Below are 25,322 nucleotides of genomic sequence, written 5' to 3'. Positions count from 1 at the left end.
CGCTAGCCTTCCACTATTCTGGTGTGTTTGGGATCGACGACAATCGATACCGTGGCACCTTCGGAAAAACGTCCATATTGAAGGGCAGGAGGAACGCGCAGAAGAACATGTTCACCTGAAGCAAGCTGAACATGGCACCGGATATCGGTACCCATATAGACTTTTGATGTCAATGTTCCTTGCAATAAGCCCTCTGTTGGTGCCTCCAACCTCATATTTTCAGGGCGTACAGCAACCGTAACCGAGGTACCTATTTGTGCTGATGCGGCGGCTTCTTCACTCAAGGCCAGACGTGCATGATTACTGTCGACCATGCCTTGTTCTGTGATTGTTCCTTCAAAAAAATTAATATCCCCAATAAAGTCAGCAACAAATCGCGTTTTAGGAGCATCATAGATTTCCTGTGCAGTGCCGATTTGTGAGGGCTTTCCATCGCTAAACACTGCGATGCGATCGCCCATCGATAAAGCCTCCTCTTGGTCGTGAGTCACAAATATAAAAGTGATGCCAGTGTGCCGCTGAATCCGTTTGAGCTCATCCTGCATCTCACGCCTGAGCTTGAAGTCCAAAGCGGAAAGCGACTCATCGAGCAGCAGTACCTTAGGACTTTTTGCTAACGCTCGAGCTAGAGCAATGCGTTGCTGTTGGCCACCAGAAAGCTCAGAAGGTCGACTGTTGGCTTTTTGTGACAGATGAACTAGGTCAAGCATCTCGTGAACTCTGTCTGCGATCTCGCGCTTCGGCAGGCCATCCATTTGTAGTCCGAAAGCAATATTCTCTTCAACAGTGAGATGAGGGAAAAGCGCATAGCTCTGGAATACCGTGTTAACCGGCCGGCGGTGAGGAGGCAAAGCATCGAGGCGCTGGTCACCTAGATAAATCTCGCCGCTGTCCAACTCCTCCAGACCTGCCAATGCACGAAGCAATGTAGTCTTTCCACAACCGGAGGGACCTAAGAGGATGAAGAATTCACCTGGTTGTATTTCTATGCTGACCTTATCTATGGCGTGAATGCATTCACCTGAACGTGTAGTGAAGGTCTTATCTGCAGCGTTGATAGTCAATACTTCGGAATTCGGCATAAGCACCACCTATATTGTCTATTTACAAGCATTTTTATCGATTATCTATTTAATTAGTGGTAATAGACTAGATTTGTTTTGATTTCAAGCGTGTAAATGAGATTAATTGAAGGTTTCCATAATGTTTAGAACAATACATAAGACTGTAAATGCCGCAGATACTTGGCCTATCCACACGATTTTCTAATGTTTTCATCTTTCTCAGCGCGTGGAAGTCATGTCGAAGTCCTGAGATTGATACGATATGCGCTATGGAATCACGAGGCGAGCGCCCACAGCTCGATGCAATCAACAGAAAAATCATGATCCAACTTCAAGAAGATGGACGACGTTCTTATGTATCCATCGGTAAAGCAGTTGGTCTTTCCGAAGCTGCAGTTCGCCTTCGTGTACAAAAAATGATTGATGAAGGTTTGATGCAAATTGTCGCCGTCACCAACCCTCTGGAATTGGGATATAAGCGGCAAGCCATGGTCGGCATCACCGTTGATGGGGACATCGAGTATGTAGCAAAGCAGTTGCGCAACATCCGACAAATCGACTACATCGTTATCACTACTGGAAGATACGACATCCTCGCCGAATTATTCAGTGAGGATGACGAGGGCATGCTTGAGATTGTCAATAGACATATCCGCAAAATTGACGGCATTGCTCGCACCGAGCTTTTTACCTATATGCGCTTGGAAATGCAACGCTACGACTGGGGTGTGTGAATAAACCAGCAGGTAATAGATCACATCACACCCAGCACACAGTCGGGTTAAAATGCAGAGTTTTTAGGACTGGTCACCAGCTTCATGTTGACGAATTCCGTGATGCCTAGCGGTCCCATCTCGCGGCCAAAACCTGAATTCTTGACTCCGCCAAATGGAAGCTCCGCAGAATCAGCTCCAGCCTCATTAATGTAGGTCATACCAGCTTCCAAAGCATCTGCCACACGTAGGGCCTGCTCGTAATCAGCACTGAAGATATATGAACCAAGTCCGTAAGGAGTGTCATTGGCAAGTTCCACCGCCTCTTGCTCCGAAGATACTTTGTAGAATTGCGCCACAGGACCGAAGAACTCCTCATAACGCACAGAAGCGCCCTGTGGAATATCCGTGAGTATCGTAGCTTCGAAGTAGGCACCATCGTTCTCGGCGCTGCCAAATTCCAGATGAGCGCCTTCATCGATTGCCTGATGCACCTGTGCGCTCAAATGCTCGGCAGCCTCAACCGAACACATAGGAGCCAAAGTAACCTTTGCCGCGGCGTCTTTGAACTTGCTAAGGAACTCGTCATATAAAGAATCAACAATAATAAAGCGCTTGGCTCCATTACATACCTGGCCAACATTCTCAAACCTGCCGACAACTGCAGCCTCGATAACATCGTCAAGATTGTCTGTGCTTAATACGATGAAAGGGTCGTTTCCTCCAAGCTCGCAAACGACTTTCTTGAGATTGGCACCCGCTTCCTGAGCTATCTTCACCCCCGCGCGCTCCGAACCAGTCAATGACACACCTCGCACCCGAGGATCGGCGATAATCGTGTTGACTTGTTCAAAGCTGGCGAAGAGATTCGTATAAGCTCCGGCGGGGAAACCGGCCTCTAGGAATATCTCGCCCATTACTTTCGCCGATTTGGGGCACATCGAAGCATGCTTTAACAAGATGGTATTACCCAACATTAAGTTTGGTGCAGCGAACCGTGCAACTTGATAATACGGATAGTTCCAAGGCATTATGCCCATCAAGACACCAATGGGCATCTTACGCAACATCGCCGAACCTTCAGCCTCACGATCGATATGCTCATCATCAAGAAATTCGACACCATGCTTGGCGTAATACTGGTAAATAGCACTGGCAAACTCCACCTCAGCACGAGATTCCTCCATGCTCTTTCCCATTTCATGATTGATTATGGTGGCCAATTCCTCTTGACGATCCATATAAATATCTGCGACATTCGCTAGCAAATCTGCTCGTTCAACTTTTGAGGTATTTCGACCCCATGTCACATAGCTGCGCGCAGCCGCATCAAGCGCTTCACTGATTTCTTGATCTGTACAAGATGCGAAGGTCTCTTCAACGGTATTGGTTGCGGGATTAGTAACTGCATATTGAGACATCAGAGATCTCCTCGGTTAGATACATTTCAGGCTATTGAACTGAATATCGTATAGAAATTAGTACTTTGCTTCGAAAATCGTATGTATGGTGATGTTATCCGTTGGTTATCACCAAAATGTTACACTTCTATTGCTGAAAATCATATATCGCATCTGTCACATCTGTTCCGCCCGCGCATACCGGCAAGCGAACCATAATTCTGCAACTGTGCCCGGGTCTTGCAAGTCCAAAGCTAGCAATCTAGCGATTTGGTTCATGTACTTGCTCATGGTATGCCTGTGGATTTCGAGTGTCCTGGCAGCTTCTTCCATTTTTCCATGCGCCTCAATCCAGGCTTGTAACACCTCGATTGCTCCTACACTCAATGTATCTGATTCGCTCATTGACTCACGATTGGCATGTGGTCCTGTCGACAGGTTGAACCTTACATTTCTCAACGGAGCAAGTTTGAGATCTGCGAAGGCCCGCAATAATGAGGGTTCAAGCAGATTCTCCAACGCCCCAGCACCACTACCTTGCCCATACTGCAAAGTTGCAGTTCCTGTCGTCTTTGCCTCCGCAGCAGCTTGATAAGCCTCGTGCCTAGCTCGTGCCATATCCACCCATGTCGAGCCGGATGAAATACCCATCACTACGCTGCCGTCTTTACTGAGCTGATTTACCCACTCTGTGGCATTTGATTGAGAAACGATAACCCACAGATCATCCTCAACCATGCCAAAAACGACGGGATTGAGATTTTTAACCAAGGACTTGCGAAAAGGTTCAACAAGTCGTTGTGCTGCTTCTAATGCACTCATATCGCCAACCAAGCGCATCGCACACAAGGGCTCAGCAGGCATGCCATCCCACAGATCATGGGCATACGAACGCACCGACTTCGCCCGCCCTTCCAAACACCTACGCACCATCGAAGCTCTCAAGCGTGAAAGTACTCTGTTCGCATCTGTTGAACGGCTGATAGCCAAAGAGAGAAGCGATACCGCAGCTGCAACAGGGGTATGATCCAAAGAACCTGTAGAACCTTTTCTACCTGCTACTAGATAACCCAGAGTGTCCCCCGCTGGTGACGTGACATGAAATACCGCAACATCGTATCCTTTGACGTTAATGAATTTTGCCTCACCTAGCACACTGAAGGTCAGTGCATCTCCCAGAGCATTAATCTGTACAGGCAGAAAACGATGAGAAGACTCAATCACCGTTCCTGCGGGATTAATCAGCGCAACCCAGCCACCGATAATCTCAGCAAGTTTAGAAACAATGGAACTCACCGGATATAAGGTATGTATGGAACGCATCAATTGTCGTTGATCATTGTATGATCGTGCGAAACCACGTTGTCTTTCGTCAGTAAGTTTTCTCGAAACCTCTTTAGTTATGGCTATAAAAGGGGTGGGCGCAGGCACTCTGAACAATGGCAAGCCATAGTGTGAGCACTGCTCCACAAGCCACTCGGGTATGCTCTGATGTCTCACTCCAACGCCGAAACCAATACCTCTAACCCCTGCTGTAACCAGTCGTCTGGCATACTGTCGCTGATCTTCATTCGCGGCATCATCGGACATAGCCAAACCGGTCAACAGTATTAACTCGCCACCTTCAAGATAAGGTGTTGGGTCAGCTAATTCTGTGGAATGTACCCAAGAAATTGGTGCATCTACGGATTCAGGGTGGCCCGGGACAACCACGTCAAGATGAAGATCCGAGCGACTCAGTAGACCTCGTAATGAAATTGTCATAATGCTCTCTAGCCTCAAATCGCTCAGGTTACATAGCTGATTACATACTTTATATACGACTCGGATAAATATTACGTCTATTTTATCCATTATGGCCATATACCGAGCATCGCGCTACTTCTAGGTTAAAAGCAATACTCCACATCGAACTGTAGCGAGCGATGTGCAACGCTTCATCAAAAGGCTCAATATGACAGACACACGTAGCTTGACCATTGCATTAGCCCAGTATGCACAGCTACAGCTCTCTAACCCGCATGCTTTCGAGCAGTTCGCGCAAACAGTGAGAACCATCTGCACAAGCTCCGACGAAAACGGTAATTCACCAGAACTTGTTGCCTTCCCAGAAATGCATCTATTCGGCACCGGAACTGCCGACGAAGATGAGGCCAATCGAGCACAACTCGAGGCTGCTGTCGATTTCCCGCAGTCAGATGGTGGTGAAACAGCCCTCCCAGCACAATCCCTATTGGCAAAGTGTGCCCAGTTAGCCAAAGAACTACAAATCTGGCTCATCCCAGGAACCTTCTGCGAGCGCAATCCCAGAGGCGGTATTTACAACACTGCAGCGGTGTTCTCCCCTTCGGGCACACTCTGCGGAAGCTACCGCAAAATCTGCCCTTGGCGCCCTTACGAGCATTACACACCTGGAAATTCCTTCACCGTAATCGACATCCCAGGCAAAGGACGCCTAGGGCTCACGATCTGCTATGACGCCTGGTTCCCTGAAATAGCACGACAGGTGGCTTGGATGGGTGCTGATTTCATCGTCAATCTGGTTCGCACCACAACTCCGGATCGTCGCCAGGAACTCGTGCTTGCGCGTGCCACAGCTATCACCAATCAAGTTTTCGTAGCCAGTGTGAACGCCGCAGCACCCCAAGGCGTCGGTCAATCACTGCTCGTTGACCCTGAGGGGGAGATTCTGCATAGCAGCAACAGCAGCGACGAAGAACTCCTCATCAACACCATCAACCTAGATGAGGTCAGCCGAGTACGGCGCATTGGCACAGCAGGGAGCAACAGACTTTGGGAGCAGTTCAGACCTGATGATCCCGAAATACCGCTGCCTCTATATGAAGGGCATATCAAGCCTCTGCGCTGGCACCCTCAACAATCATCATCCATCACCTACCCACCCGCAGTAGAGAAAGGAGCATCGAGATGACCACAGAAGTAGCCTCAACCGATGCACATATCGTTACATCAGAGCACACGGCAGAACCCAAACTGAAACGTACCATGGGTCTACGCTCCGTCATGATGTTCGGGTTAGCGTACATGACACCAATCATCGTCCTCGGCACTTTCGGAGTCATCGCCGAACTCTCTCATGGCGCCACAGCGATGTCATACACAGTCGCACTCGTTGCCATGCTATTCACCGCGGGCAGCTACGGCCGCATGTCCGTGCTCTATCCTCAATCCGGTTCTGCATACACATATATCGGTAAATCAATCAATCCCAAACTAGGCTTTCTGGTCGGATGGGCTGTGTTACTCGATTACTTGTTCCTACCCATGGTCGTGTGGCTCATTGGCGCGTCGTATCTCAATGCCGAATTCCCCGGAGTGCCTATCTGGATATGGATCTTAGGATTCATCATTATCACTACCGCACTCAATATCTTTGGTCTTAATGTTGCAGATAAAGTTAATTTCGCTCTGATGAGCTTCCAGGCATTGGTAATTGGCATCTTCGTCATACTCTCCTTACGCACAGTCATCACAGGCGGTGGCGTAGCTTCAGCATTCAGCACGCAACCTTTCTTCGGTTCAGGTTCAGGTGTTTCTGGAGTGGTCGCAGGTGCAGCCATAGCAGCGTATTCATTTCTTGGATTTGACGCCGTCACCACACTCTCTGAGGAGACGAAGGACCCGCGCAAAACGATGCCGAAAGCTATCATGCTGGTCGCGGCCGTGGGCGGTCTAATCTTCATCATCGTTGCTTACACCACACAACTGGTTCATCCAGGTGGCGTGTTTGACAATACTTCCTCAGCAGCTTTCGAAATTGCTGGAGAGATTGGCGGCAACCTTTTCACCGCAATCTTCATCGCAGGACTCTGCTTCGGCCAGTTCACATCAGGCATTGCCACACAGGCAAGCGCCTCACGTCTGCTTTATGTGATGGGTCGCGACGGCGTATTGCCCAAGAAGATTTTCGGACGCCTCAGTGCCAAATTCAATACTCCAGTACTCAGTATCTTGCTGGTTGGCATCGTTGGTTTAATTTCGATGTTCCTTGACGTTGCTACCTCAACATCTTTCGTCAATTTCGGAGCCTTCACCGCATTTACCTTGGTCAATGTCAGCGTTATCGCTTCATACCTCAAAGCCAAGCCAGAAACCAGAAACACCTTGATGCGTGGAGGTTGGTTGCGTAACATCGCGTTCCCGATTCTCGGAGCTCTCTTCTGCGCCTATCTGCTCATCAATCTCGATAAGCAGGCACTAATTCTCGGTCTCTCCTGGCTTGCTATCGGCATAGTTATCCTCGCCGTACTTACCAAAGGCTTCAAACACAATCCCCCTGAATATGAAGCTGACTGAGAAGCATCTCACCTCTAGAGGTGTGGAGCAAAACCATTCAGCATCAGTCAGTAACTGTTGTGAAAGGAAAACAATGAATATCACAGTATTAGGTACCGGCATCATGGGAAGCGGTATTGCAACCGTGGCCGCATCCAAGGGATTTTCGGTAACCGCGTGGAATCGCACAATTGAACGAGCACAAGCCTTAGAAGGTGATGCTATACGTGCCGAATCCAATCTCGCTGCTGCTGTGTCACAGGCTGATGTCATCGCCATTGTGGTGTTCGATGCCAACAGCGTCCTTGACGTGCTCAAGAATTCATATGAGCACGCACCAGCCGATGCTATCTGGGTTCAAATGTCAACTATTGGTACCTCAGGCTCTCAACAGGTGCGCGAATTCGCCGAGGCGCACAATCTACGTCTCATTGAAACGATGATGATGGGTAGCAAGGATCAGGCAAATTCTTCGCAACTCATTTTAATCGGTGGCGGGGATGAGACTGTATTCAAGGAAGCTGCGCCATTCCTGGAAGCCATTTCGAAGAAGCTTGTCCATTGCGGGGCTCAAGTAGGCGATGGTACCGCGGTCAAGCTGGCCTGCAATCTTTGGTTGGGTTGCATTACCGCTGCTGCCTGCCAATCTGTCAAGGTACTGGAACGTCAACACGTCAACCCACAACTCTTCCTCGACGTGATAGCCGGCGGAACCTCGGATTCTCCTTACGCGCATATCAAAGGCGGCAAGGCTATCGCCAACGACTACAGCCCACAGTTCGAAGTCTCAGCATTGGAGAAGGACCTTGGACTCATGAAATCCGTGATGGATTCGGTGGGCTTCCGCAGCGATCTGCTCTCTCTGGTTATGGATCTCTATGCTCAATCGGACAGCAACGGCCACACCCACGACGACATCAGCGCAGTGGCGACCTCATTCGAATAGGACGATATACCACTGCTCCCCCCTACCCCTTATCAATCGTCTCAAATAAACCAACATCAATACAGAAAGAAAGAACCACAATCATGTCAACAGCAGTTCTTGTTCCAGCGTCAGAAGTTCCTCAACAGGCTCGCAGACTCCGTACCGCAATTCCAGGTCCCAAATCGCAGGCACTCACCGCCAGACATCATCAATATGTAAGCGCGGGCGTAGGAGCTCATATGCCCATCTTCGCCGAAAGTGCCTCCGGTTCGACTATCACCGATGTTGACGGCAACCGATTCATTGATTTAGCTGCAGGCATCGCCGTCACTGGGGTTGGCAACGCTGCTCCAGAGGTTGTTGAAGCTGTACAACAGGCCGTTGCCAAGCTGACTCACACAAACTTCGCAACTACCCCATATGAGAGCTACATTGATGTCTGTGAGAAGCTGGCTGAGCACACACCAGGTGATTTCCCCAAGAAAAGCGTGCTGCTCAATTCAGGAGCCGAAGCAGTAGAGAATGCGGTGAAAATCGCCCGCAAATATACTGGTCGCTCCGCAGTGATTGTGATGGAAAATGCATTCCACGGAAGAACTAATCTCACCATGGCAATGACCACCAAATCCTCCCCTTACAAGCAGGGATTCGGTGCTTTCGCGCCCGATATCTATCCCGTTCCATACTCATACCCACTGCGCGATGCCTTTGGCGCAGACGGTGTAGCCGCTGCAAAAGCGAGTATTGAAAAAATTGAATTGCTCGTCGGCCACGATAATGTAGCGGCAATCATCGCCGAGCCGTTGCAAGGCGAGGGTGGATTCGTCGTTCCGGCCGAAGGCTTCCTCAAAACGCTTTCGGACTGGGCACACGAGCATGGAGTCCTCTATATATCTGATGAAATTCAATCCGGCTTCTGCCGTACCGGCGAGTGGTTCGCATCGGATCATTTTGGCGTAGTTCCTGATCTGATAACCACTGCTAAGGCTTTGGGCGGCGGCATGCCTATCTCAGCTGTTACAGGACGCGCTGAAATCATGGACAGCGTTCAACCAGGAGGCATCGGCGGCACTTACGGCGGGAACCCTGTCTCTTGCGCAGCAGCTCTTGCAGCTGTCTCAATGATGGAGAACAAAGACCTTAATGCACGTTCAAGGCATATTGCGTCGTTAGTTGAGTCATCGTTACAACCTCTTGTTGAAGAGTTGGATACGGTTGCTGAGGTACGTGGTCTGGGTGCTATGCAAGCCATTGAATTCGTCAAGCACGGCAGTATGGAAGCTAACAAGGCACTTGTCGGCAACATCGTCAAGAAAGCCATGCAAGCGGGATTAATCATCCTGACCTGCGGCATTAACGGCAATGTCATTAGACTTCTGCCGCCACTAGTTATTAGCGATGAAGAACTCAACGAGGCTTTGGACGTACTCAAAGCCATAATTGTGGAGGAAAGTGCCCGTTAACTAAGCAAGTAATCATTTGTGTAGGGATTTTTCGAGAGATCAGAAGTATCTAAAAATGGCTTTGGCGTTATTGCAACGATTTGCACCATCACCAAACGCTGTTACTAAAAAAATCCCTACACAAACGCTGCTCATCCAATAATCAGATCAAATCGTAGACCATTTGGCGTTTCACCAGCCAAAATATCAGCAGTATTAAGGCTAATCCGAATGAAAGCCATGGAATTCCCCAAGGACCGAGCAGCACTGCAAGCGTAACAGTGCGTCCAGTATAAAATGCTGCACGTCTTGTTCCAGTACGCGCCTTACCTTCCACTGTCATATGAGTGAATCGGCCACCTAGAGTTTGTCCGTTGCTTAGTACCGGAAGCACTAGCTCAAATATAAGAAATGCCAAGGCAATAATGCTGAGCACCATCATCCGTAGGCCCTGTGAAGTAACCGTCAATCCCGCAAATCCATAAGTTCCATTGAGTTCATATGTTCCTGCTTTGACCACCAAAACAACAAATCCTAAACCAAGGGTGAAGGCTACACCGTAGATGCACACGACATCAATTGCTAAAGCCACCAGACGATGAATAAATCCAGGCTGAGTTACCACAACATCTGAGGCTGTTGAACGCACAGGAATCCATTTGGCAAATGCCAAAGCAATAAGAAAACCGATAACACCGCCCAAGGTGTTCCACAGTAAATCATCCACATCAAATAACCGATATGAGCAGGGGAAAAATCCAAATACTCCCGTAAGCTGCGCTGTTTCAATCAGCAAAGAACAGACAAAGCTCATCGGCAATACTACGATGAATTTCCAACGAAATACTCGTGACATGATGAAGCCCAACGGGACGAAAAATACTATGTTCATCACAATCTGGAGTATCGCAGACAGCCCACCTGAAGACACATCCTTCACGAATTCCAAGGGATTAATCTGTGCACGAAGATGATGGCTTGCACAGAATGCCGCTGGATTGTCGGGCATGGGCCACAGGGTAAAACAGACCAGAGCCAGAAGATACAACACCACCAAATATGCTGAAAATGCCGAAGTGAAATGTAAAGCATGATATCGGTGATAAATTACCGCAAGAATCGGTACAGTCAACAACAGCGAAGCAAAAGGCCACACAGCGACAGCAGTAATGAATGAAACGCTAAAGTATCCGAGAAATCCGAGCATATCTTCAGGCTATTCCGGCCGCCGAATGACTAACATCGTCCTGCGGGATTACATTGCACAAAGTCTTGTTATCTGTATTTGCCTCAGCCACACTTAGCGCTTGAAGGGCTTCAGCAAGACTCGATGCAGGGAATTGCTCATGCCAGGCATTCTGGGCAGCCCATTGAGTAACCATCTGGAAGTACTGTCTTCTTGGTGTCGGATATGACATCGTCAAATCATGAATTCCATGATGAATCTTCGCAATAGTCACTAAATTCCCCAGTTTTAGAGCTGCCTCACGTATTGCTATTACATCCAGCACGGAATCGCTTTCTCGCATGCGTTCATCCCAAGTTAACTGCAACATCGAACGATCCGACGTACTTACCAGCACTGGTACTTGGATATCAAGTCCGCTAGATATTTCTGACTGAGCTCGATATATCGCCTCTAACCATGCTGCCCGAGGAATAAACTGCTGCTCATTCGAAAAAGGATAAGCATCGTATGCCCATTGCCCCCCATACTTCTTGAGTATCGTTTTTTGATAAAATCCAGGATCGGGTATGGGCAATGCACTGTGACTACCGCGTAGCAATAGACCTTTGAGCACGGGTGTCGAAATGATGCGCAGCATACGATTACCTTGTAATTCAAGCCACGGTGAATTTAAAGCAACTGCGGAAATATGCGAAGGGTGCTCTTCATTCATCCATAGGGATGCAATCAGACCTCCCTGCGAATGGCCGACAAGCATGATGCGCACCTCATCGCCAAGATCTTGCACTATCTGATTGCGCAAGGCATTCAATTCAGCACGATAGTCATGCATATCCTCGATGTAACCAGAGATGTCTCCTGTTGTAAGACTTCGACCATATCTGCGAAGATCAACTGCATAGAATTTGACACCTAAACTCTCCCAGTATTCTGAGACGTGTCGCCTATAAAAGTAATCATTCCAGCCATGAATGTACATAATCGCTTTAGGCTGTGACGGCTTGCGTGAACTATGAAAACTTGCACTTATTCGTGCGGCCAAATATCTCGGATTCCATACTCTGTTTGCCGTTTCTATAGTGGAGTGTACAAGGGGTGCTTTGCGTATAAGAGTCGCTACAGCGTCACCCTCACTATCTGTCCCTAGCTTCACTGTTCGTCGCTGATACCCTGCTATTACGTTGTCATCATGCCACTGCTCATCCATGTACTCTGAGATATCTGATGGATGTCCATCATCAACATGGATGTCGTTCATGACTGCGCCCTCTCTTGTCTGACTAGGTCTTGGAATCACTCTATTACCAGCAATACTATGCAAACAGCGCAGGCCGCCTCAATTGGCAACCTGCGCTGTTGTGGTGATAAAGGGAGTTTAATCGTCACCCAAAGTTACGTGGACACCGCCTACAAGCGAGCTCACGATGTTGTACAGGAAGGCGACAATAGTTGCCAGCACCACAACCAGTACAACCTCAAAGATCGAGAATATGGTTACAGCACTCAATACCGTGCTGAGACTTAATACACTGCTCAGGTCAAAACCACCTGCATCAAGACCAGTCTTGGAAATAAGCTGAGTCACATTATCGAATAGACCGATGGAGTTCAAAAGTAACCAAATCAAGGCAATAGCAACAATTTGAATAATTGCTCCTGCAATGGCCAAGAGGAATGACACCTTAGTTATTGACCAAGGATCAACCCTCGTCAAGGACAAACGCATGCGCCTCGCCCTAGGAACTGAAGGCTTCTTAGAGTCTGACGTTGCTGCAGGCTTAGCCAATCCCAATGGGAGTGCAGCGCCAGCTTCGGCGGCATGCACACCCGCCTTATCATTACCAATCACCGGTTTCGATGAGAAGGAACGAGCTGTACGTCCCGACTGCTCCTGATGCTCATCGTTCCCATCGTGTGAGTCGATCGGTTCACCTATATTCTGGCTCATCGCTTCTCCTTGTTCGATTTGCCTGACGCCTGTTGCGAGGCTATCAGCCTAACCTGACCTGTTGTACTATTCAGCTGGCTTTTCCACAATCTCAGCAGATTCACTCGAAATCTGCGAATCTACAGCCTGCTCATCGCCTGCTTCAACATCATCTTCGTCCTCTTCATTGCGCGCAATGGAAAGAATCTCATCGCCCTTATCTGGCTTAGCAAGAGTGACACCTTGTGTGGTTCGACCAGTGCGCTTCACTTCATTCACGTTGGAGCGAATAACTTTCCCTGATTTCATAATGGCGAGAATTTGGTCTTCTTCATTCACCACCACTGCACCAACCAAAGAACCGCGTCCTTCAACCAGTTGAATCGCTTTCACACCGAAACCATTACGTCCCTGCAGGCGATACTCCCCCAAAGCTGTACGTTTGGCGTAGCCCTCATTTGTCACTACCAACAGGTCCTCATCCGAATCTTCAGGAACCACGTCCATACTCAGTAATGAGTCATGCTCACGGAAGCGCATTCCCTGCACTCCGGCGGTTTGACGACCCATCGGACGTAATGTGTTGTCCTCAGCTGGGAATTTCACACTCATACCAAGATGTGAGACCAAGATAATATCGTCTCCGGCATTGCACAAAGCAGCACCAACTAATTCGTCCTGCAATCCTTCTTCTGAATCCTCGATGTCCATGAGTCTCACTGCAATAAGACCACCCTGGCGTGGTGAATCATATTCGCTGAGGCGTGTTTTTTTAACCTTGCCGCTTCGTGTAGCAAGCACCAAATACTGAGCCTCGTCATAATCATGAATAGACAAGACTTGCTGAATCTTCTCATCTGGTCCGAATTGCAAAAGGTTAGCAACATGCTGTCCTTTAGAATCACGAGAACCTTCAGGAATTTCATAGGCTTTGATTCTGTATACACGCCCTCTGTTGGTGAAGAACAACAGCCAGTTATGTGTGCTGGTCAGGAAGAAGTGATCGACAACATCATCCTCGCGAAGCTTGGCACCCTTAATGCCTTTCCCTCCACGGTGTTGAGCACGATACTCATCAGCCTTGGTGCGCTTGATGAAACCGGAGTGAGTAACTGTCACCACAACATTTTCTTGAGCGATCAAATCCTCAACATTCATTTCACCTGAATAAGGAAGAATCTTGGTACGACGTTCATCACTATATTTGTTGACAATCTCGTCAAGTTCATCACCGACGATTTTTCGTTGACGCTCTGGCTTAGCAAGTATGTCATCGTAGTCAGCAATGCGTCGCATCAATTCTTCATGCTCATCAATGATTTTTTGACGTTCTAGAGCAGCAAGACGGCGAAGCTGCATAGCCAAAATGGCATCAGCCTGTACATTATCAACGTCAAGCAGATCCATCAGACCAGTTCGTGCAGTTTCAACATCGCGCGATCCACGAATCAATGAAATAACTTGGTCGATCATATCTAGGGCCTTCAAATAGCCCTGCAGAATATGGTCGCGCTCCTCTGCTTCACGCTTGAGATACTTGGTTCTACGCTCGACCACATCTAGCTCATGAGCAACCCAGTGACGAATAAATGCATCGATAGATAAGGTGCGTGGCACTCCGTCGACCAAAGCAAGCATATTAGCGCCAAAGGTCTGCTGTAATTGTGAATGCTTGTACAGGTTGTTTAGCACAACCTTAGGTACTGCATCACGCTTGAGCACCAACACCAAACGTTGGCCAGTACGACCTGATGTTTCATCACGCATATCGGCAATACCTTGGATCTTGCCGTCACGCACTCCTTCACGTATGGAGGAGGCAAGACGATCGGGATTCACCTGATATGGAAGCTCTGTAACCACCAGGCACATACGTCCCTTGATTTCCTCAGTATTTACTACAGCGCGCATCGTTATCAAACCACGACCTGTTCGATACGCCTGTTCGATACCCTTGTGACCAAGGATTGTTGCACCTGTCGGGAAATCTGGCCCTTTAATAATTGCGATGAGTTGTTCGAGTAATTCCTCGCGCGAAGCTTCGGGATGATCTAAAGCCCAGTGCACACCTTCAGCAACCTCACGCATATTGTGTGGTGGAATACTAGTAGCCATACCCACTGCGATACCTGCGGAACCGTTGACCAGCAGATTAGGGAATCGTGACGGTAAAACAGTCGGCTCCTGAGTTTTTCCATCATAATTCGGCGCAAAGTCAACAGTGTCCTTGTCGATATCGCGCACCATTTCCATGGCCAAAGGCGCCATGCGACATTCCGTATAACGCATTGCTGCTGCTGGATCGTCACCAGGAGATCCGAAATTGCCCTGTCCGTCGACCAACATGTATCGCATGGACCAAGACTGAGCCATACGCACTAAGGTGTCATAAATAGCGGAATCACCATGAGGATGGTATTTACCCATTACATCCCCGACCACACGGGAGCACTTGTTATAGCCTCGGTCTGGTCGGTATCCCCCGTCATACATCGCATAGATTACACGGCGATGCACGGGCTTCATACCATCTCGAACATCCGGCAAAGCGCGTTCGACAATAACCGAAAGCGCATAGGCCAGATACGATTCACGCATCTCCTGCTGCAGATCCATGGCCTGAATTCTTTCTCCACTAATCAGGCCATAATCCGTGTTATCGAGTTCCTGAGGGCTTAACGGTTCAAGCGCTCCATGTGATTCACTTGCTTGTCCCTCTTCGGGATTCTGTGAATGAGTATCGTCTGCCACTGTCGTTCCTTAACTTCCATCGTTTCTTTGTCTCTCACACAAGCATTCGTATTAGCGAATGTTGCTGTTGGCAGCGCCGCTCAGGCGTCGATGAAACGCGCGTCATGCGCGTTGCGTTGGATGAACAGACGGCGTGGCTCTACGTCATCGCCCATCAGCATCGTAAAGGTCTCGTCTGCCTGTGCCGCGTCCTCTATATGTATCTTCTTAAGTATGCGGTGCTCAGGATCCATTGTGGTCTCCCACAATTCTTGGTAACTCATCTCTCCAAGACCCTTGTAGCGTTGAATGCCCTCACCCTTAGGGAGTTGACGTCCCGACGCTTTGCCTTGTTCAAGGACTCTGTCGCGCTCTGCATCTGTATACACGAAGTCATGCGAACCTTTAGTCCACTTCAATCGATACAGCGGTGGCATAGCAACATACACATATCCTGCAGTGACCATAGGTCTCATATAGCGGAAGAATAAGGTCAAGTTGAGTGTGGCAATATGAGCACCATCAACATCAGCATCTGCCATGATGATGACTTTGTGATACCGAACCTTATCGAGATTGAAGTCCTCACCATAGCCTCCACCAATGGCGGTGATTAGCGATTCAATGGTGTCTGACTTCATCATACGATCGATACTGGCACGCTCGGTGTTGAGAATTTTTCCACGCAAAGGCAGGATCGCCTGTGTTAGGGGGTCACGCCCCTGGATGGCCGAGCCACCTGCCGAATCACCCTCGACTATAAAGAGTTCTGATTCTCGTGGATCATTAGATTGGCAATCTTTGAGCTTATCTGGCATACCAGCTGTCTCAAAAATCGACTTCCTGCGAGTATTTTCACGTGCTTTCTTAGCTGCTATACGTGCCCTTGACGCTTCGATCGACTTCTGGATAATCATCTTCGCATCAGAGGGATGCGAGTCAAACCAATCCTTGAGCTTATCGTTCATAACACGCTGAACGAATGTTTTCGCTTCCGAGTTGCCAAGCTTTGTTTTAGTCTGACCCTCGAACTGAGGATTGGTGAGTTTCACAGAAACCACAGCAGTCAAACCTTCACGCACATCATCTCCGGAAAGGTTTTCATCCTTTTCCTTGAGAATGTTTTTATCTCTTGCATATCGGTTAACCATTGACGTCAGTGCTGCGCGGAACCCTTCTTCATGGGTTCCACCTTCGGTTGTCGAAATCGTGTTGGCGAAAGTATGCACGGATTCTGAATAAGCTGCAGTCCATTGCATAGCTATTTCTGCTGAAATACCGAGACTAATATCTTCTGATTCAATATCGATAACATCAGGTTCAACAGGAGTAGATTTGCGCGACTTGACCAAATATGCAACATAGTCTTTAATACCGTTGGCATACTGATAAGTCACTGTCTGGTGAAGCTCTTCCGCTACATTTTCACCATCGCCTGTAACTTCATCCCCTGCTATATCAACACGGCGTAGATCAGTCAGAGAAATCTTTAGACCCTTGTTTAAGAAAGCCATCTGCTGAAAACGGCTACGCAAGGTTTCAAAATCATATTTCGTGGTTTCAAATATCGCAGGGTCGGCCCAGAAAGTAACCGAAGTGCCTGTATGCTCCTCAGGACCCATAGGTGCGCCTTGCTTTAACGGCGCTGTAGCATGCTGATCAACAAAGGTTTGTGTCCAGTGATAATCCTGCCTGCGTACTTCAATATCAACCTTGGTCGATAAGGCATTCACCACTGAAATACCTACACCGTGAAGTCCACCAGAAACTGCATAACCGCCTCCACCGAATTTACCACCAGCGTGTAGCTTGGTCATCACCACTTCCACGCCGCTGACTCCCTCGCCTGGCACGTCATCAACGGGAATACCTCGACCATCATCCACAACGCGAATTGCATTGTCTGCCATAATGGTCACTTCAATGTGACTTGCATAACCAGCCAGTGCTTCATCTACTGAATTGTCAACAATTTCATAGACCAAATGATGTAAGCCGCGAGGCCCTGTGGAGCCGATATACATACCAGGTCGAATGCGCACTGCCTCAAGACCTTCAAGAACCCTGAGATCACTAGCATCATAGTGCTCAGGTGATAATGAATCATCTAACTGCGCATTGTCTATTTCAGTGCTGTCTACAGCGTCACTGTCTACAGCAGTATCATCACCATCGCTGATAGTATTAACACCTTCATTTTCTTCGGTACCGCTAATATCTTCGGCATGTATGGACGAATCTGAACTGAGTTCTGCCACAGATGTTCCTTCCTGCGCCTTGGACGTTATCTTCAACATTCCAATGGCGGTCAATACACTCTAAAAAGCAAAAAATGAGCCCTTCTAGGCTCCGAACCCTATACTGGTAGGTTACCAGTGGATAGGGACTATAACGGCATTAGAAGTCCTTAACGCGGCCTCCTCGACCCTGAGAGCTGAAACGTGATTTCTGGAAGCTTTGAGAGTGTGGGCCTGTCACCACGATTTTCTCAACAGGTAAATCTCCGAGCTTTTGAGTTATGGCCTTCGTGATTTGAGGTACTAAATATGTCAATTGAGTAGCCCAGACCGTCGATTCGCTTCGAATAGTCAGCACACCTTGCTCATATCCAAGCACATACGAATGCTGTGCTATTGCTGGTCCCACAATATCGTCCCAGTGATTTCTCAGCTGCGCAATTTTCAGATGAGGAGTCCAATCATCACGCTGAACAATTCCACTCACAACACCCGCTAAAGAATGTGGATCCCGTCCTGGCTTGCCAAAGTTATACCAGGCTTGTTCAGATCGTTCGCGGATAAGACGCAACGATAAGGAACGCTTGGTAAAGCGTTCAAAGGTTCGAGCTGATAATTTCCTGACATCAAGGTGTAATTGAAGGTCTATTGGTATTTTCATCGTTACAGATCGCGTTCCGTCTGAGAATCCACCGCATCATAAACATCCTGGTGATGCTGCATATCTACCAGGTGCTGCACATCAATAACATGAATACTAGTATCCCCCACATGCTGTTGCATATGATTTGAATCAGATATAGCTCGGTCTTGCAGTGTACCTTCCGTAGATACACCAGAAATAGCCGTCATAAACTGTGGAATATCACTTTTTGCTGCAACTGTTACTAACACTTGCTCCTGTTGTGAAGCAAAATTAAGAATCTGCGATCTTCTGGACTCGTCCAACTGGGCAAAAACATCGTCAAGAATTACTACTGGCGTAACCCCTAATCGTTGTTGTAGGAGCTTGAATTGGGCTATTTTCAGAGCCAGAGCCAAAGTCCACATTTCACCATTTGACGCGTATTCTTTAGCATTCATTCCATTGAGTTCAAAGACAAGATCGTCACGATGAGGTCCAATAAGATTCTGACCTCTTGACATCTCCCCAACATATAGACGTTGATAATGTTCGCTAATGGCTCTTTGTGGTTCCTGATCATCAAGAACTTCAGCAAATGAAGGCTGATACCGTAAATGAGCCTGATTATTTTCACCCGCTAATGCACAGTATGCTTTGGTGAATTCTTCGTGTAACGCTGCAATTAGCTGTTGACGTGCTCGGGTTAATTGCACTCCGACTTCAATAAACTGCCCCGTCCAAATTTCCAAACCACTGAGCGCAGCAGATTGTTGAGACAAATCAGGACGTTGAGAAAGTTGTTTAAGAAGGGCTACACGTTGCTTAGCAATATGGCGTGATCGCTGTAAGAGTTCAGCGTAGGACGGATCAAGCTGACTACTAGTCTGATCGATAAATGATCTTCTTTGGCTAGGTTCCGAAGAGACCAAACGCTCGTCTTCTGGCGCGAAAACCACGCAATTCAGCTTACCAATGATGTCCTTGGCATATACAGAAGAACCTGAATCAATTCTTCCTCTGTTTGCACCGCGGAGTGCAACAGTAAGTTCAAGAGTTTGAGAAACATTTGAATGATGGACATTCGCACGAATCGTTGCTGAGCTATCACCGACATGCACAAGTGGAGCTGACGAGGAAACACGATGGCTGGAACCGGTAGCGAGTACTTCTACCGCCTCAACCAGATTAGTTTTCCCTAAGCCATTACTACCTTGCAGTATGTTGACGCCTGGCTCTAGATCAACTACACAGCTTTCCCAGGAGCGATAGTGATCCAAAACCAGACGCGAGATATACACAATATGTTCCCCAAACGAGTTAAATCCCCAGCGAGCAGTGTTTCTCAGTCAGCGTGGTACTACTCAGGCAGAGAAACGCATCGGGACGAGCAGATAGCGGTAATCGAGTGATTCATCAGAATCCGCTTCCTGTTGTCCATTGAATTCGACAGCCTTTACAGCAGTTGTCATTTTCATTCTGACAAATGGCTCGGTGATTGCACTTAAGCCCTCTATCAAATAGGCGGGATTAAAAGCAACGGTAATATCTTCACCGTCCATGTCAATATCGAGTGTTTCGGTAGCCTGTGATTCGTCAGCTGCACCTGCGGAGAGCGTCAGTTCTTGACCGGAAAATACCATGCGAATTGGGGCGTTACGCTCTGCAACGAGTGAAACGCGCTTAATAGCGTCAATAAGCGCCTGTTTGGTAATAACAGCATGTATTGGGTATTCGTCAGAGAACAGTCTATCTACAGACGGAAATTCTCCATCAATAAGTTGTGATGTAGAAACGCGTCCGGCATTCTCAAAACCAAGTAGCGTTGGAGTTTCAGGTGCAAAATCAATAATCACATTTTGATGTTCGTCTACAGAACGAGCAGTATCGCGTAATAAGGAGCCACGAACGAGTGTAACCGTTGAAACATCAGGATTCTGCGGTGTCCAGCTAAAGCTTGCTCGCGATAATCTAAAACGATCTGTTGCAGTCATAATGACACGAGAACCGGAGAATTCAATTTTTACACCGGTCAAAACAGGGCGATTTTCTTCACGTGAAACTGCAACAGTTGACTGTGCTATTGCCTGAGCGAAGGTTTGAGCATCGACCTGGCCGAGGGCGGCAGGAATAACAGGCAAATCTGGATAATCTGCTTCTGGCATGAGTTGCAGCGAGAATGTTGATTTACCTGAAGTAATCGTCATTTTCGCATCATCAGTTGAAAGATAGGTTTTTTCCGAAGGAAGTGATTTCGTGATATCAGCTAAAAGTTTGCCCAACACGAGAGCTGATCCTGCTTCATCGATGCCTGCTTCAATGTGATGACGAGCTGAAACTTCATAGTCGAATGCAGAAAGTTGCAGGGTTCCATCAACAGCTTCAAGGCGGATTCCTGAGAGTATTGGGGTAGCAGGTCGAGCTGGAATAACACGAGTTACCCAAGCTACTGCGTCGGCAAGTGCCGTGGAATTTATTTCAACTTTCATGTTGCGCTTTCTTCGTCGTTAATGCTGGAACCATTCTAGCGAAATACTCTCAGCGTAAAGACAATTCCGCGTTCTGCTGTTATGAATTTGGTGAATTGATGTAAGTGGGTAAGTAATCATATTCATAAGGCCTGTGGATAGTGTGGATAACTGTTCTCAGCCGTATGGGGACAACCTTAATGAACAATCCCCACCTGTGGATAAGTTGATTCAATGTTGTGGAAAACAACCCGACTTATCCACAGAAGTCGAAAAGTTATTAATTTATCCACATTTTTAAGCGAGAAATTCACTGGTAGTCCACCAGTAATCCACCGTATTTGGTGAGTTATTCGCCGACTTTACCCACATCTGTGAATAAGACGGTGGATAACTTTCTCGCTGCTTATCCACATACGGGCGTGTTGCACCGCGTTATTCGCCGTTATGCTGCTTTAACCTGACAGTCAATTCCATGACATAGTTATAAATTTCTCGCCGCTCCTGCATTTCCCCTGAAATTCTTGTATATGCATGCATCACTGTGGTGTGATCACGCCCACCAAAGACCTCGCCAATATCGACCAAAGACATACTGGTCATTTCCCTGGCCAAGTACATCGCTGTTTGCCGTGCTAAAGCGATATTTTTCGTTCTTGTACGACCAACAATGTCGTCGAAAGTCAAATGAAAATACTTAGCGACTTGAGTGATAATATCCGTCGGGCGAATTTCAACATCACTCGTAAAGAAATCTTGCAAAGTCTGCTCTGCCAATGCGCACGTAACTTGCTGATCATTGAGACTGGCCACAGCTGTGACTCGCGTTAATGCACCTTCGAGCTCTCGTATATTTTCAGTGAATCGTTCAGCAATGAGGTCTAGTACATCATTGGGAATTTTGACGCCGTTCATCGATGCCATCATTCGTAAAATGGCAACTCGTGTTTCTCTGTCTGGTGGTTTTACATCCACGGTGAGACCAGAGTCAAACCGCGAAATCAAGCGCTGCTCAAAACCTTTAAGATTCTTAGGTGCCACATCAGAAGCAATGACGATACGTTTATTAGCATCGTGAAGAGCATTAAATGTGTGGAAGAACTGATCCAAAGTGGCTTCTTTACCGCCAAGGAACTGAATATCATCAATTAACAACACATCTACGGCTCTATATCGCCGATTAAATTCTGCAATTTGGCCGGTTCCTTGGGTTGAATTTTGCAGAGCATCGATGAACTCATTGGTAAATTCCTCAGAGTTCACATATCTAACTTTCAAAGAAGAGTCTTTAACCAACGCATAATTACCAATGGCGTTGAGCAGATGAGTTTTTCCAAGTCCTGAACTGCCATAAATACACAGAGGATTGAAATCGCGCCCAGAACCTTCGGCAACGGCCAGTGCCACAGTACGCGCAAAGCGATTCGAGTCACCTGGAACGAACTTATCGAATGTGGCATTCCTGTTGAGATGAGTTTCTGGATCTCTGTCAACTTTTTGCTGCACCATTTGGAACTGCGGAATGTTAAATCCCTGGGTTTGTGGTGAAGCAGAAGGAGTAGCAGTAAACGATGATTTTGGCTTACTCTCTTCGTAAGGCATTTCAATCGGTAGGGGCTGAGGATATGCCTCATGTGACAAATCAGCTACCGTGGGAGCCGATTGCTCTGCAAGCTTGCGGGGTGAAGAGATAATAGGAATATTCGTAGATGATGAAGGTACCGGTTCCGAAAGTGTTGGCGTGTTTGGCTCTGTAGGTGGAAGGATCTTCACTGCAGGGAACATATCTGCGCCGGTGACCATTTTTAGTGCTTGCAACAGTGGGTTGTTGAGATTACTTTGAATAGCTTCTTGCGTTGCGGTGTTGCTGACGCATAACACGATCGTGGTTCCAAATACGGCTTCGGGAGCGATATCTTCGAGCCAGCCCTTGTCTCTGGGTGTCAGTGAACTGCTACTTTTCAAAAGTTGCAGCACAGAATCCCATATTCTCGCAGCCTCAGCTGTGGCGTCGAGCGGATTCTCTGACATGTTGGTGTTCCCCTTTTTCCCTCACTGCTGTGCAAGCAATAACAGTAGGATATGTTTACACCGTATCCGTTAAGTTATCCACAGCATCGCGTGTTGAAATTACTCAAATGTGAATAACATGGGTGTTATTTGTGGATAACTTAATCATGTGTATGTGGCTATTTACTAGGCTTTTCGAGCCTATGAGACTCGGCTCTTTCACATAACATACGCATTTCAGCTTGTTTTCGTTTTGACGGAAACACTCCCGATGTGTACCGTAGTATAGCCTGACTCATCTTGAGCCGTGATTTTGCATGGAAAAACCCGGGAGCATTTATTATGAAGAGAACATTCCAGCCGAACAACCGTCGTCGTCACATGAAGCACGGATTCCGTATTCGTATGCGTACACGCACAGGTCGTGCTTTGATCAACCGTCGTCGTAACAAGGGCCGTAAGTCGCTTTCAGCCTGATTTACGATTTCGACACAGCACCGCGTGGAACGGCTCAGAAGCCATAGTGATTTCGTGGCCGTCTTGAAGCATAGAAACAAAGTCACCAGCAGGGACCTTGTGGTGCACTACTATGCCTATTTGAAGAATGACGAGCAACACGCATCCAGAGATTCTGTACGAAGGCTGGGTTTGGCGGTTTCAAAAAACGTTGGTAACGCGGTGGTCAGGAACCGTGTGAAAAGACGTTTCCGCCAATTGGCTGTACAGCATGAGGATCAGCTTCCGGCACGATGTGACATCGTTATGCGTGCTAAGCCAAGAGCTAGTAAGGCATCGTTTGCTGATTTGCAGCAGCAAGTTGCTCGCCTCTTTACCGAGATAGGTAATCGCGTGCAAGAGCAGACCACAAGGCGTGATATGCAAGATCATCAGCCGCAGGGGTATGCACAGTGAGCCAAATCATCAGAAATGGAGTCCTGCGCGCTATTCGTTGGTATCGCAGAGCAGTATCTCCGTTATTCCCCCCACGTTGTAAATACTTGCCTACGTGTTCTCAATATGCACTGGTCGCCGTTTCACGCTTTGGCGCTGTAAGAGGACTTTCGCTGGCTTTATTGCGAATACTTCGTTGCCGACCATGGAGCGATGGAGGCATCGATGATGTGCCTCAGCTATTTTCACTTTTTTACCGTTTCAAATGGTCTAAAGCCCATGAAGAGCCAAGGCTTACGCCTTTGGCACCAGAAAAGGAGATGGCCTGACGATGGTCACAGATACGTTTACCTTTGACACAGGCATTTTCGGATTCTTCTACAAGATTCTCAGACCTGTAGAATGGCTTGTCACCTACGTCATGGTGTGGTGCCACAAATTTCTTACACTCATTGGCTTTCCCAGTGGCCCAGGGATAGCTTGGGCAATTTCAGTGGTAATGCTGGTTATTCTTGTCCGTTTATGCATATTGCCGCTCTTTATTAAGCAGATGAGGTCAATGCGTAGGCTTCAAGCTTTGCAGCCTCAACTGAAAAAGATTCAGAACAAATACAAGGGTAAGAAAGATCAAGCCAGCAAGGAAGCTGCCAGCCGTGAAACTATGAAGCTGTATCAGGATAACCATGCTAATCCTGCAGGTTCATGTCTCCCAATGCTTATTCAAAGCCCTGTCTTTATGACAATGTTTTATGTTCTTTCAGCAGTACCATTTATTGCCAAGGGTAAGCGTGAACCATTGGGCGCATTTACCAAAAGCGTTGCTATGGAATTTGAGCAAACCGAGATATTCGGCGTGCACATCTCGAACAACCTCACCAACACCGAAGGTCCAGGGCGAATCGTCATTATTGTGTTTATTGCCCTGATGTGTTTGACCATGTTCTACTCTCAGTTCCATAACACGCGTAAAAATACACCAAGAGCATCTATGGAAGGTACGCAGTACCGGATGCAGAAGATGATGGCATACATTTTCCCTGTTATGTATATATTCTCTGGTGTTGCTTTCCCCTTCGCTGTGTTGATTTATTGGTTGACCAATAACACTTGGAATCTTGGTCAAACTATGTGGCAGGTCTGGAATATGCCAACCCCAGGTTCCCCTGCAGCAGAGGAAAAAGAGATACGTGACCATACGCGAGAGAATGAACGTCGTTCTAAGAGTGGGCAGATGTCTCTAGAAGATGAGGCTCTAGTTAAGGCCAAGGAAGCGCAGGAGGAGAAGGCGCAAGCTGGAACTCATCAGCGTTATCAGCCAAGCAAGAAGAAAAGTAAGAAGAAGGGCAAGTAAGAAGTTCTGATTGCTGCTAACAAGTGTATGCAATGCGAGCCAGCAGCATATCAT

General features: G+C 47.7%; 20 protein-coding genes and 1 pseudogene. 9 read left to right on the top strand and 12 right to left on the bottom strand.

Annotation, left to right across the window (positions count from 1 at the left end; translation table 11 throughout):
* Positions 1-2 precede the first annotated feature (2 nt).
* Entirely contained in the window at positions 3-1,082 is a 1,080-nt protein-coding gene (locus LKI20_RS01285) for an ABC transporter ATP-binding protein (RefSeq protein ID WP_291768781.1), read from the bottom strand.
* A gap of 251 nt (positions 1,083-1,333) precedes the next feature.
* Here LKI20_RS01285 and LKI20_RS01280 point away from each other — a divergent pair, with 251 nt between their 5' ends.
* Entirely contained in the window at positions 1,334-1,798 is a 465-nt protein-coding gene (locus tag LKI20_RS01280) for an Lrp/AsnC family transcriptional regulator (protein ID WP_291768778.1), read from the top strand.
* Positions 1,799-1,845: 47 nt separating this feature from the next.
* Here the strand turns inward: LKI20_RS01280 and LKI20_RS01275 are convergent, their stop codons facing one another.
* On the bottom strand, positions 1,846-3,198 hold the full coding sequence (locus LKI20_RS01275; RefSeq protein ID WP_291768775.1) for an NAD-dependent succinate-semialdehyde dehydrogenase: 1,353 nt from the start codon (positions 3,196-3,198) through the stop codon (positions 1,846-1,848).
* A gap of 156 nt (positions 3,199-3,354) precedes the next feature.
* Entirely contained in the window at positions 3,355-4,941 is a 1,587-nt protein-coding gene (locus LKI20_RS01270; protein WP_291768772.1) for a PucR family transcriptional regulator, read from the bottom strand.
* A gap of 190 nt (positions 4,942-5,131) precedes the next feature.
* Here LKI20_RS01270 and LKI20_RS01265 point away from each other — a divergent pair, with 190 nt between their 5' ends.
* From LKI20_RS01265 to gabT, 4 genes are all read left to right on the top strand, one after another.
* On the top strand, positions 5,132-6,109 hold the full coding sequence (locus LKI20_RS01265; protein WP_291768769.1) for a carbon-nitrogen hydrolase family protein: 978 nt from the start codon (positions 5,132-5,134) through the stop codon (positions 6,107-6,109).
* Positions 6,106-7,494, top strand: coding sequence for an APC family permease (locus LKI20_RS01260; protein WP_291768766.1), 1,389 nt, complete (start codon positions 6,106-6,108; stop codon positions 7,492-7,494). The genes LKI20_RS01265 and LKI20_RS01260 overlap by 4 nt, the downstream gene beginning before the upstream one ends.
* A 73-nt stretch (positions 7,495-7,567) precedes the next feature.
* Complete coding sequence (locus LKI20_RS01255) at positions 7,568-8,419, top strand: NAD(P)-dependent oxidoreductase (protein WP_291768764.1); 852 nt, start codon at positions 7,568-7,570, stop codon at positions 8,417-8,419.
* A gap of 83 nt (positions 8,420-8,502) precedes the next feature.
* Positions 8,503-9,864 (top strand): 4-aminobutyrate--2-oxoglutarate transaminase, encoded by a 1,362-nt coding sequence (gabT, locus tag LKI20_RS01250; protein WP_291768761.1) that lies wholly within the window; start codon positions 8,503-8,505, stop codon positions 9,862-9,864.
* Positions 9,865-10,006: 142 nt separating this feature from the next.
* Here gabT and LKI20_RS01245 read toward each other — a convergent pair whose 3' ends face one another.
* The 9 genes and pseudogenes from LKI20_RS01245 to dnaA form a co-directional block, all read right to left on the bottom strand.
* Positions 10,007-11,050 (bottom strand): VanZ family protein, encoded by a 1,044-nt coding sequence (locus LKI20_RS01245; RefSeq protein ID WP_291768759.1) that lies wholly within the window; start codon positions 11,048-11,050, stop codon positions 10,007-10,009.
* 4 nt (positions 11,051-11,054) lie between these two features.
* Positions 11,055-12,290 carry an alpha/beta hydrolase gene (locus tag LKI20_RS01240; protein ID WP_291768756.1) on the bottom strand — a complete coding sequence of 412 codons (1,236 nt, stop codon included), beginning with the start codon at positions 12,288-12,290 and terminating at the stop codon, positions 11,055-11,057.
* A 117-nt stretch (positions 12,291-12,407) separates the two neighbouring features.
* On the bottom strand, positions 12,408-12,980 hold the full coding sequence (locus tag LKI20_RS01235) for a DUF3566 domain-containing protein (protein WP_291768753.1): 573 nt from the start codon (positions 12,978-12,980) through the stop codon (positions 12,408-12,410).
* A 66-nt stretch (positions 12,981-13,046) separates the two neighbouring features.
* The gene (gene gyrA / locus LKI20_RS01230; protein WP_291768748.1) at positions 13,047-15,710 is read right to left on the bottom strand and encodes a DNA gyrase subunit A; all 2,664 of its coding nucleotides are present in this window, start codon (positions 15,708-15,710) and stop codon (positions 13,047-13,049) included.
* A gap of 80 nt (positions 15,711-15,790) precedes the next feature.
* Positions 15,791-17,806 (bottom strand): annotated as a pseudogene (gene gyrB, locus LKI20_RS01225) (DNA topoisomerase (ATP-hydrolyzing) subunit B); the annotation flags it as partial.
* A 280-nt stretch (positions 17,807-18,086) separates the two neighbouring features.
* A complete protein-coding gene (locus LKI20_RS01220; protein ID WP_291768745.1) occupies positions 18,087-18,587 on the bottom strand; it encodes a DUF721 domain-containing protein in 501 nt (166 codons plus the stop codon).
* Between the two features lie 2 nt (positions 18,588-18,589).
* Positions 18,590-19,849, bottom strand: coding sequence for a DNA replication/repair protein RecF (recF, locus tag LKI20_RS01215; RefSeq protein WP_291768743.1), 1,260 nt, complete (start codon positions 19,847-19,849; stop codon positions 18,590-18,592).
* Positions 19,850-19,912: 63 nt separating this feature from the next.
* On the bottom strand, positions 19,913-21,037 hold the full coding sequence (gene dnaN / locus LKI20_RS01210; RefSeq protein WP_291768741.1) for a DNA polymerase III subunit beta: 1,125 nt from the start codon (positions 21,035-21,037) through the stop codon (positions 19,913-19,915).
* A 414-nt stretch (positions 21,038-21,451) separates the two neighbouring features.
* On the bottom strand, positions 21,452-23,047 hold the full coding sequence (gene dnaA, locus LKI20_RS01205; protein WP_291768738.1) for a chromosomal replication initiator protein DnaA: 1,596 nt from the start codon (positions 23,045-23,047) through the stop codon (positions 21,452-21,454).
* Between the two features lie 321 nt (positions 23,048-23,368).
* Between dnaA and rpmH the strand changes: the two genes are divergently transcribed.
* Genes rpmH through yidC form a run of 4 tightly spaced genes read left to right on the top strand, consistent with a single transcriptional unit; the run spans position 23,369 to position 25,268 of the window.
* A complete protein-coding gene (rpmH, locus tag LKI20_RS01200) occupies positions 23,369-23,503 on the top strand; it encodes a 50S ribosomal protein L34 (protein WP_291768736.1) in 135 nt (44 codons plus the stop codon).
* A gap of 24 nt (positions 23,504-23,527) precedes the next feature.
* On the top strand, positions 23,528-23,938 hold the full coding sequence (gene rnpA, locus LKI20_RS01195) for a ribonuclease P protein component (protein ID WP_291768733.1): 411 nt from the start codon (positions 23,528-23,530) through the stop codon (positions 23,936-23,938).
* Complete coding sequence (gene yidD / locus LKI20_RS01190; RefSeq protein WP_291768730.1) at positions 23,935-24,246, top strand: membrane protein insertion efficiency factor YidD; 312 nt, start codon at positions 23,935-23,937, stop codon at positions 24,244-24,246. The genes rnpA and yidD overlap by 4 nt, the downstream gene beginning before the upstream one ends.
* A 2-nt stretch (positions 24,247-24,248) precedes the next feature.
* Complete coding sequence (gene yidC, locus LKI20_RS01185) at positions 24,249-25,268, top strand: membrane protein insertase YidC (RefSeq protein ID WP_291768728.1); 1,020 nt, start codon at positions 24,249-24,251, stop codon at positions 25,266-25,268.
* Positions 25,269-25,322 lie beyond the last annotated feature (54 nt).

This window comes from Bifidobacterium sp., assembly GCF_022647885.1.
Classification (GTDB): Bacteria; Actinomycetota; Actinomycetes; order Actinomycetales; family Bifidobacteriaceae; genus Bombiscardovia.
The sequence above is the reverse complement of the archived record's forward strand: the minus strand, read 5'-3'. Positions and strand labels throughout refer to the sequence as shown.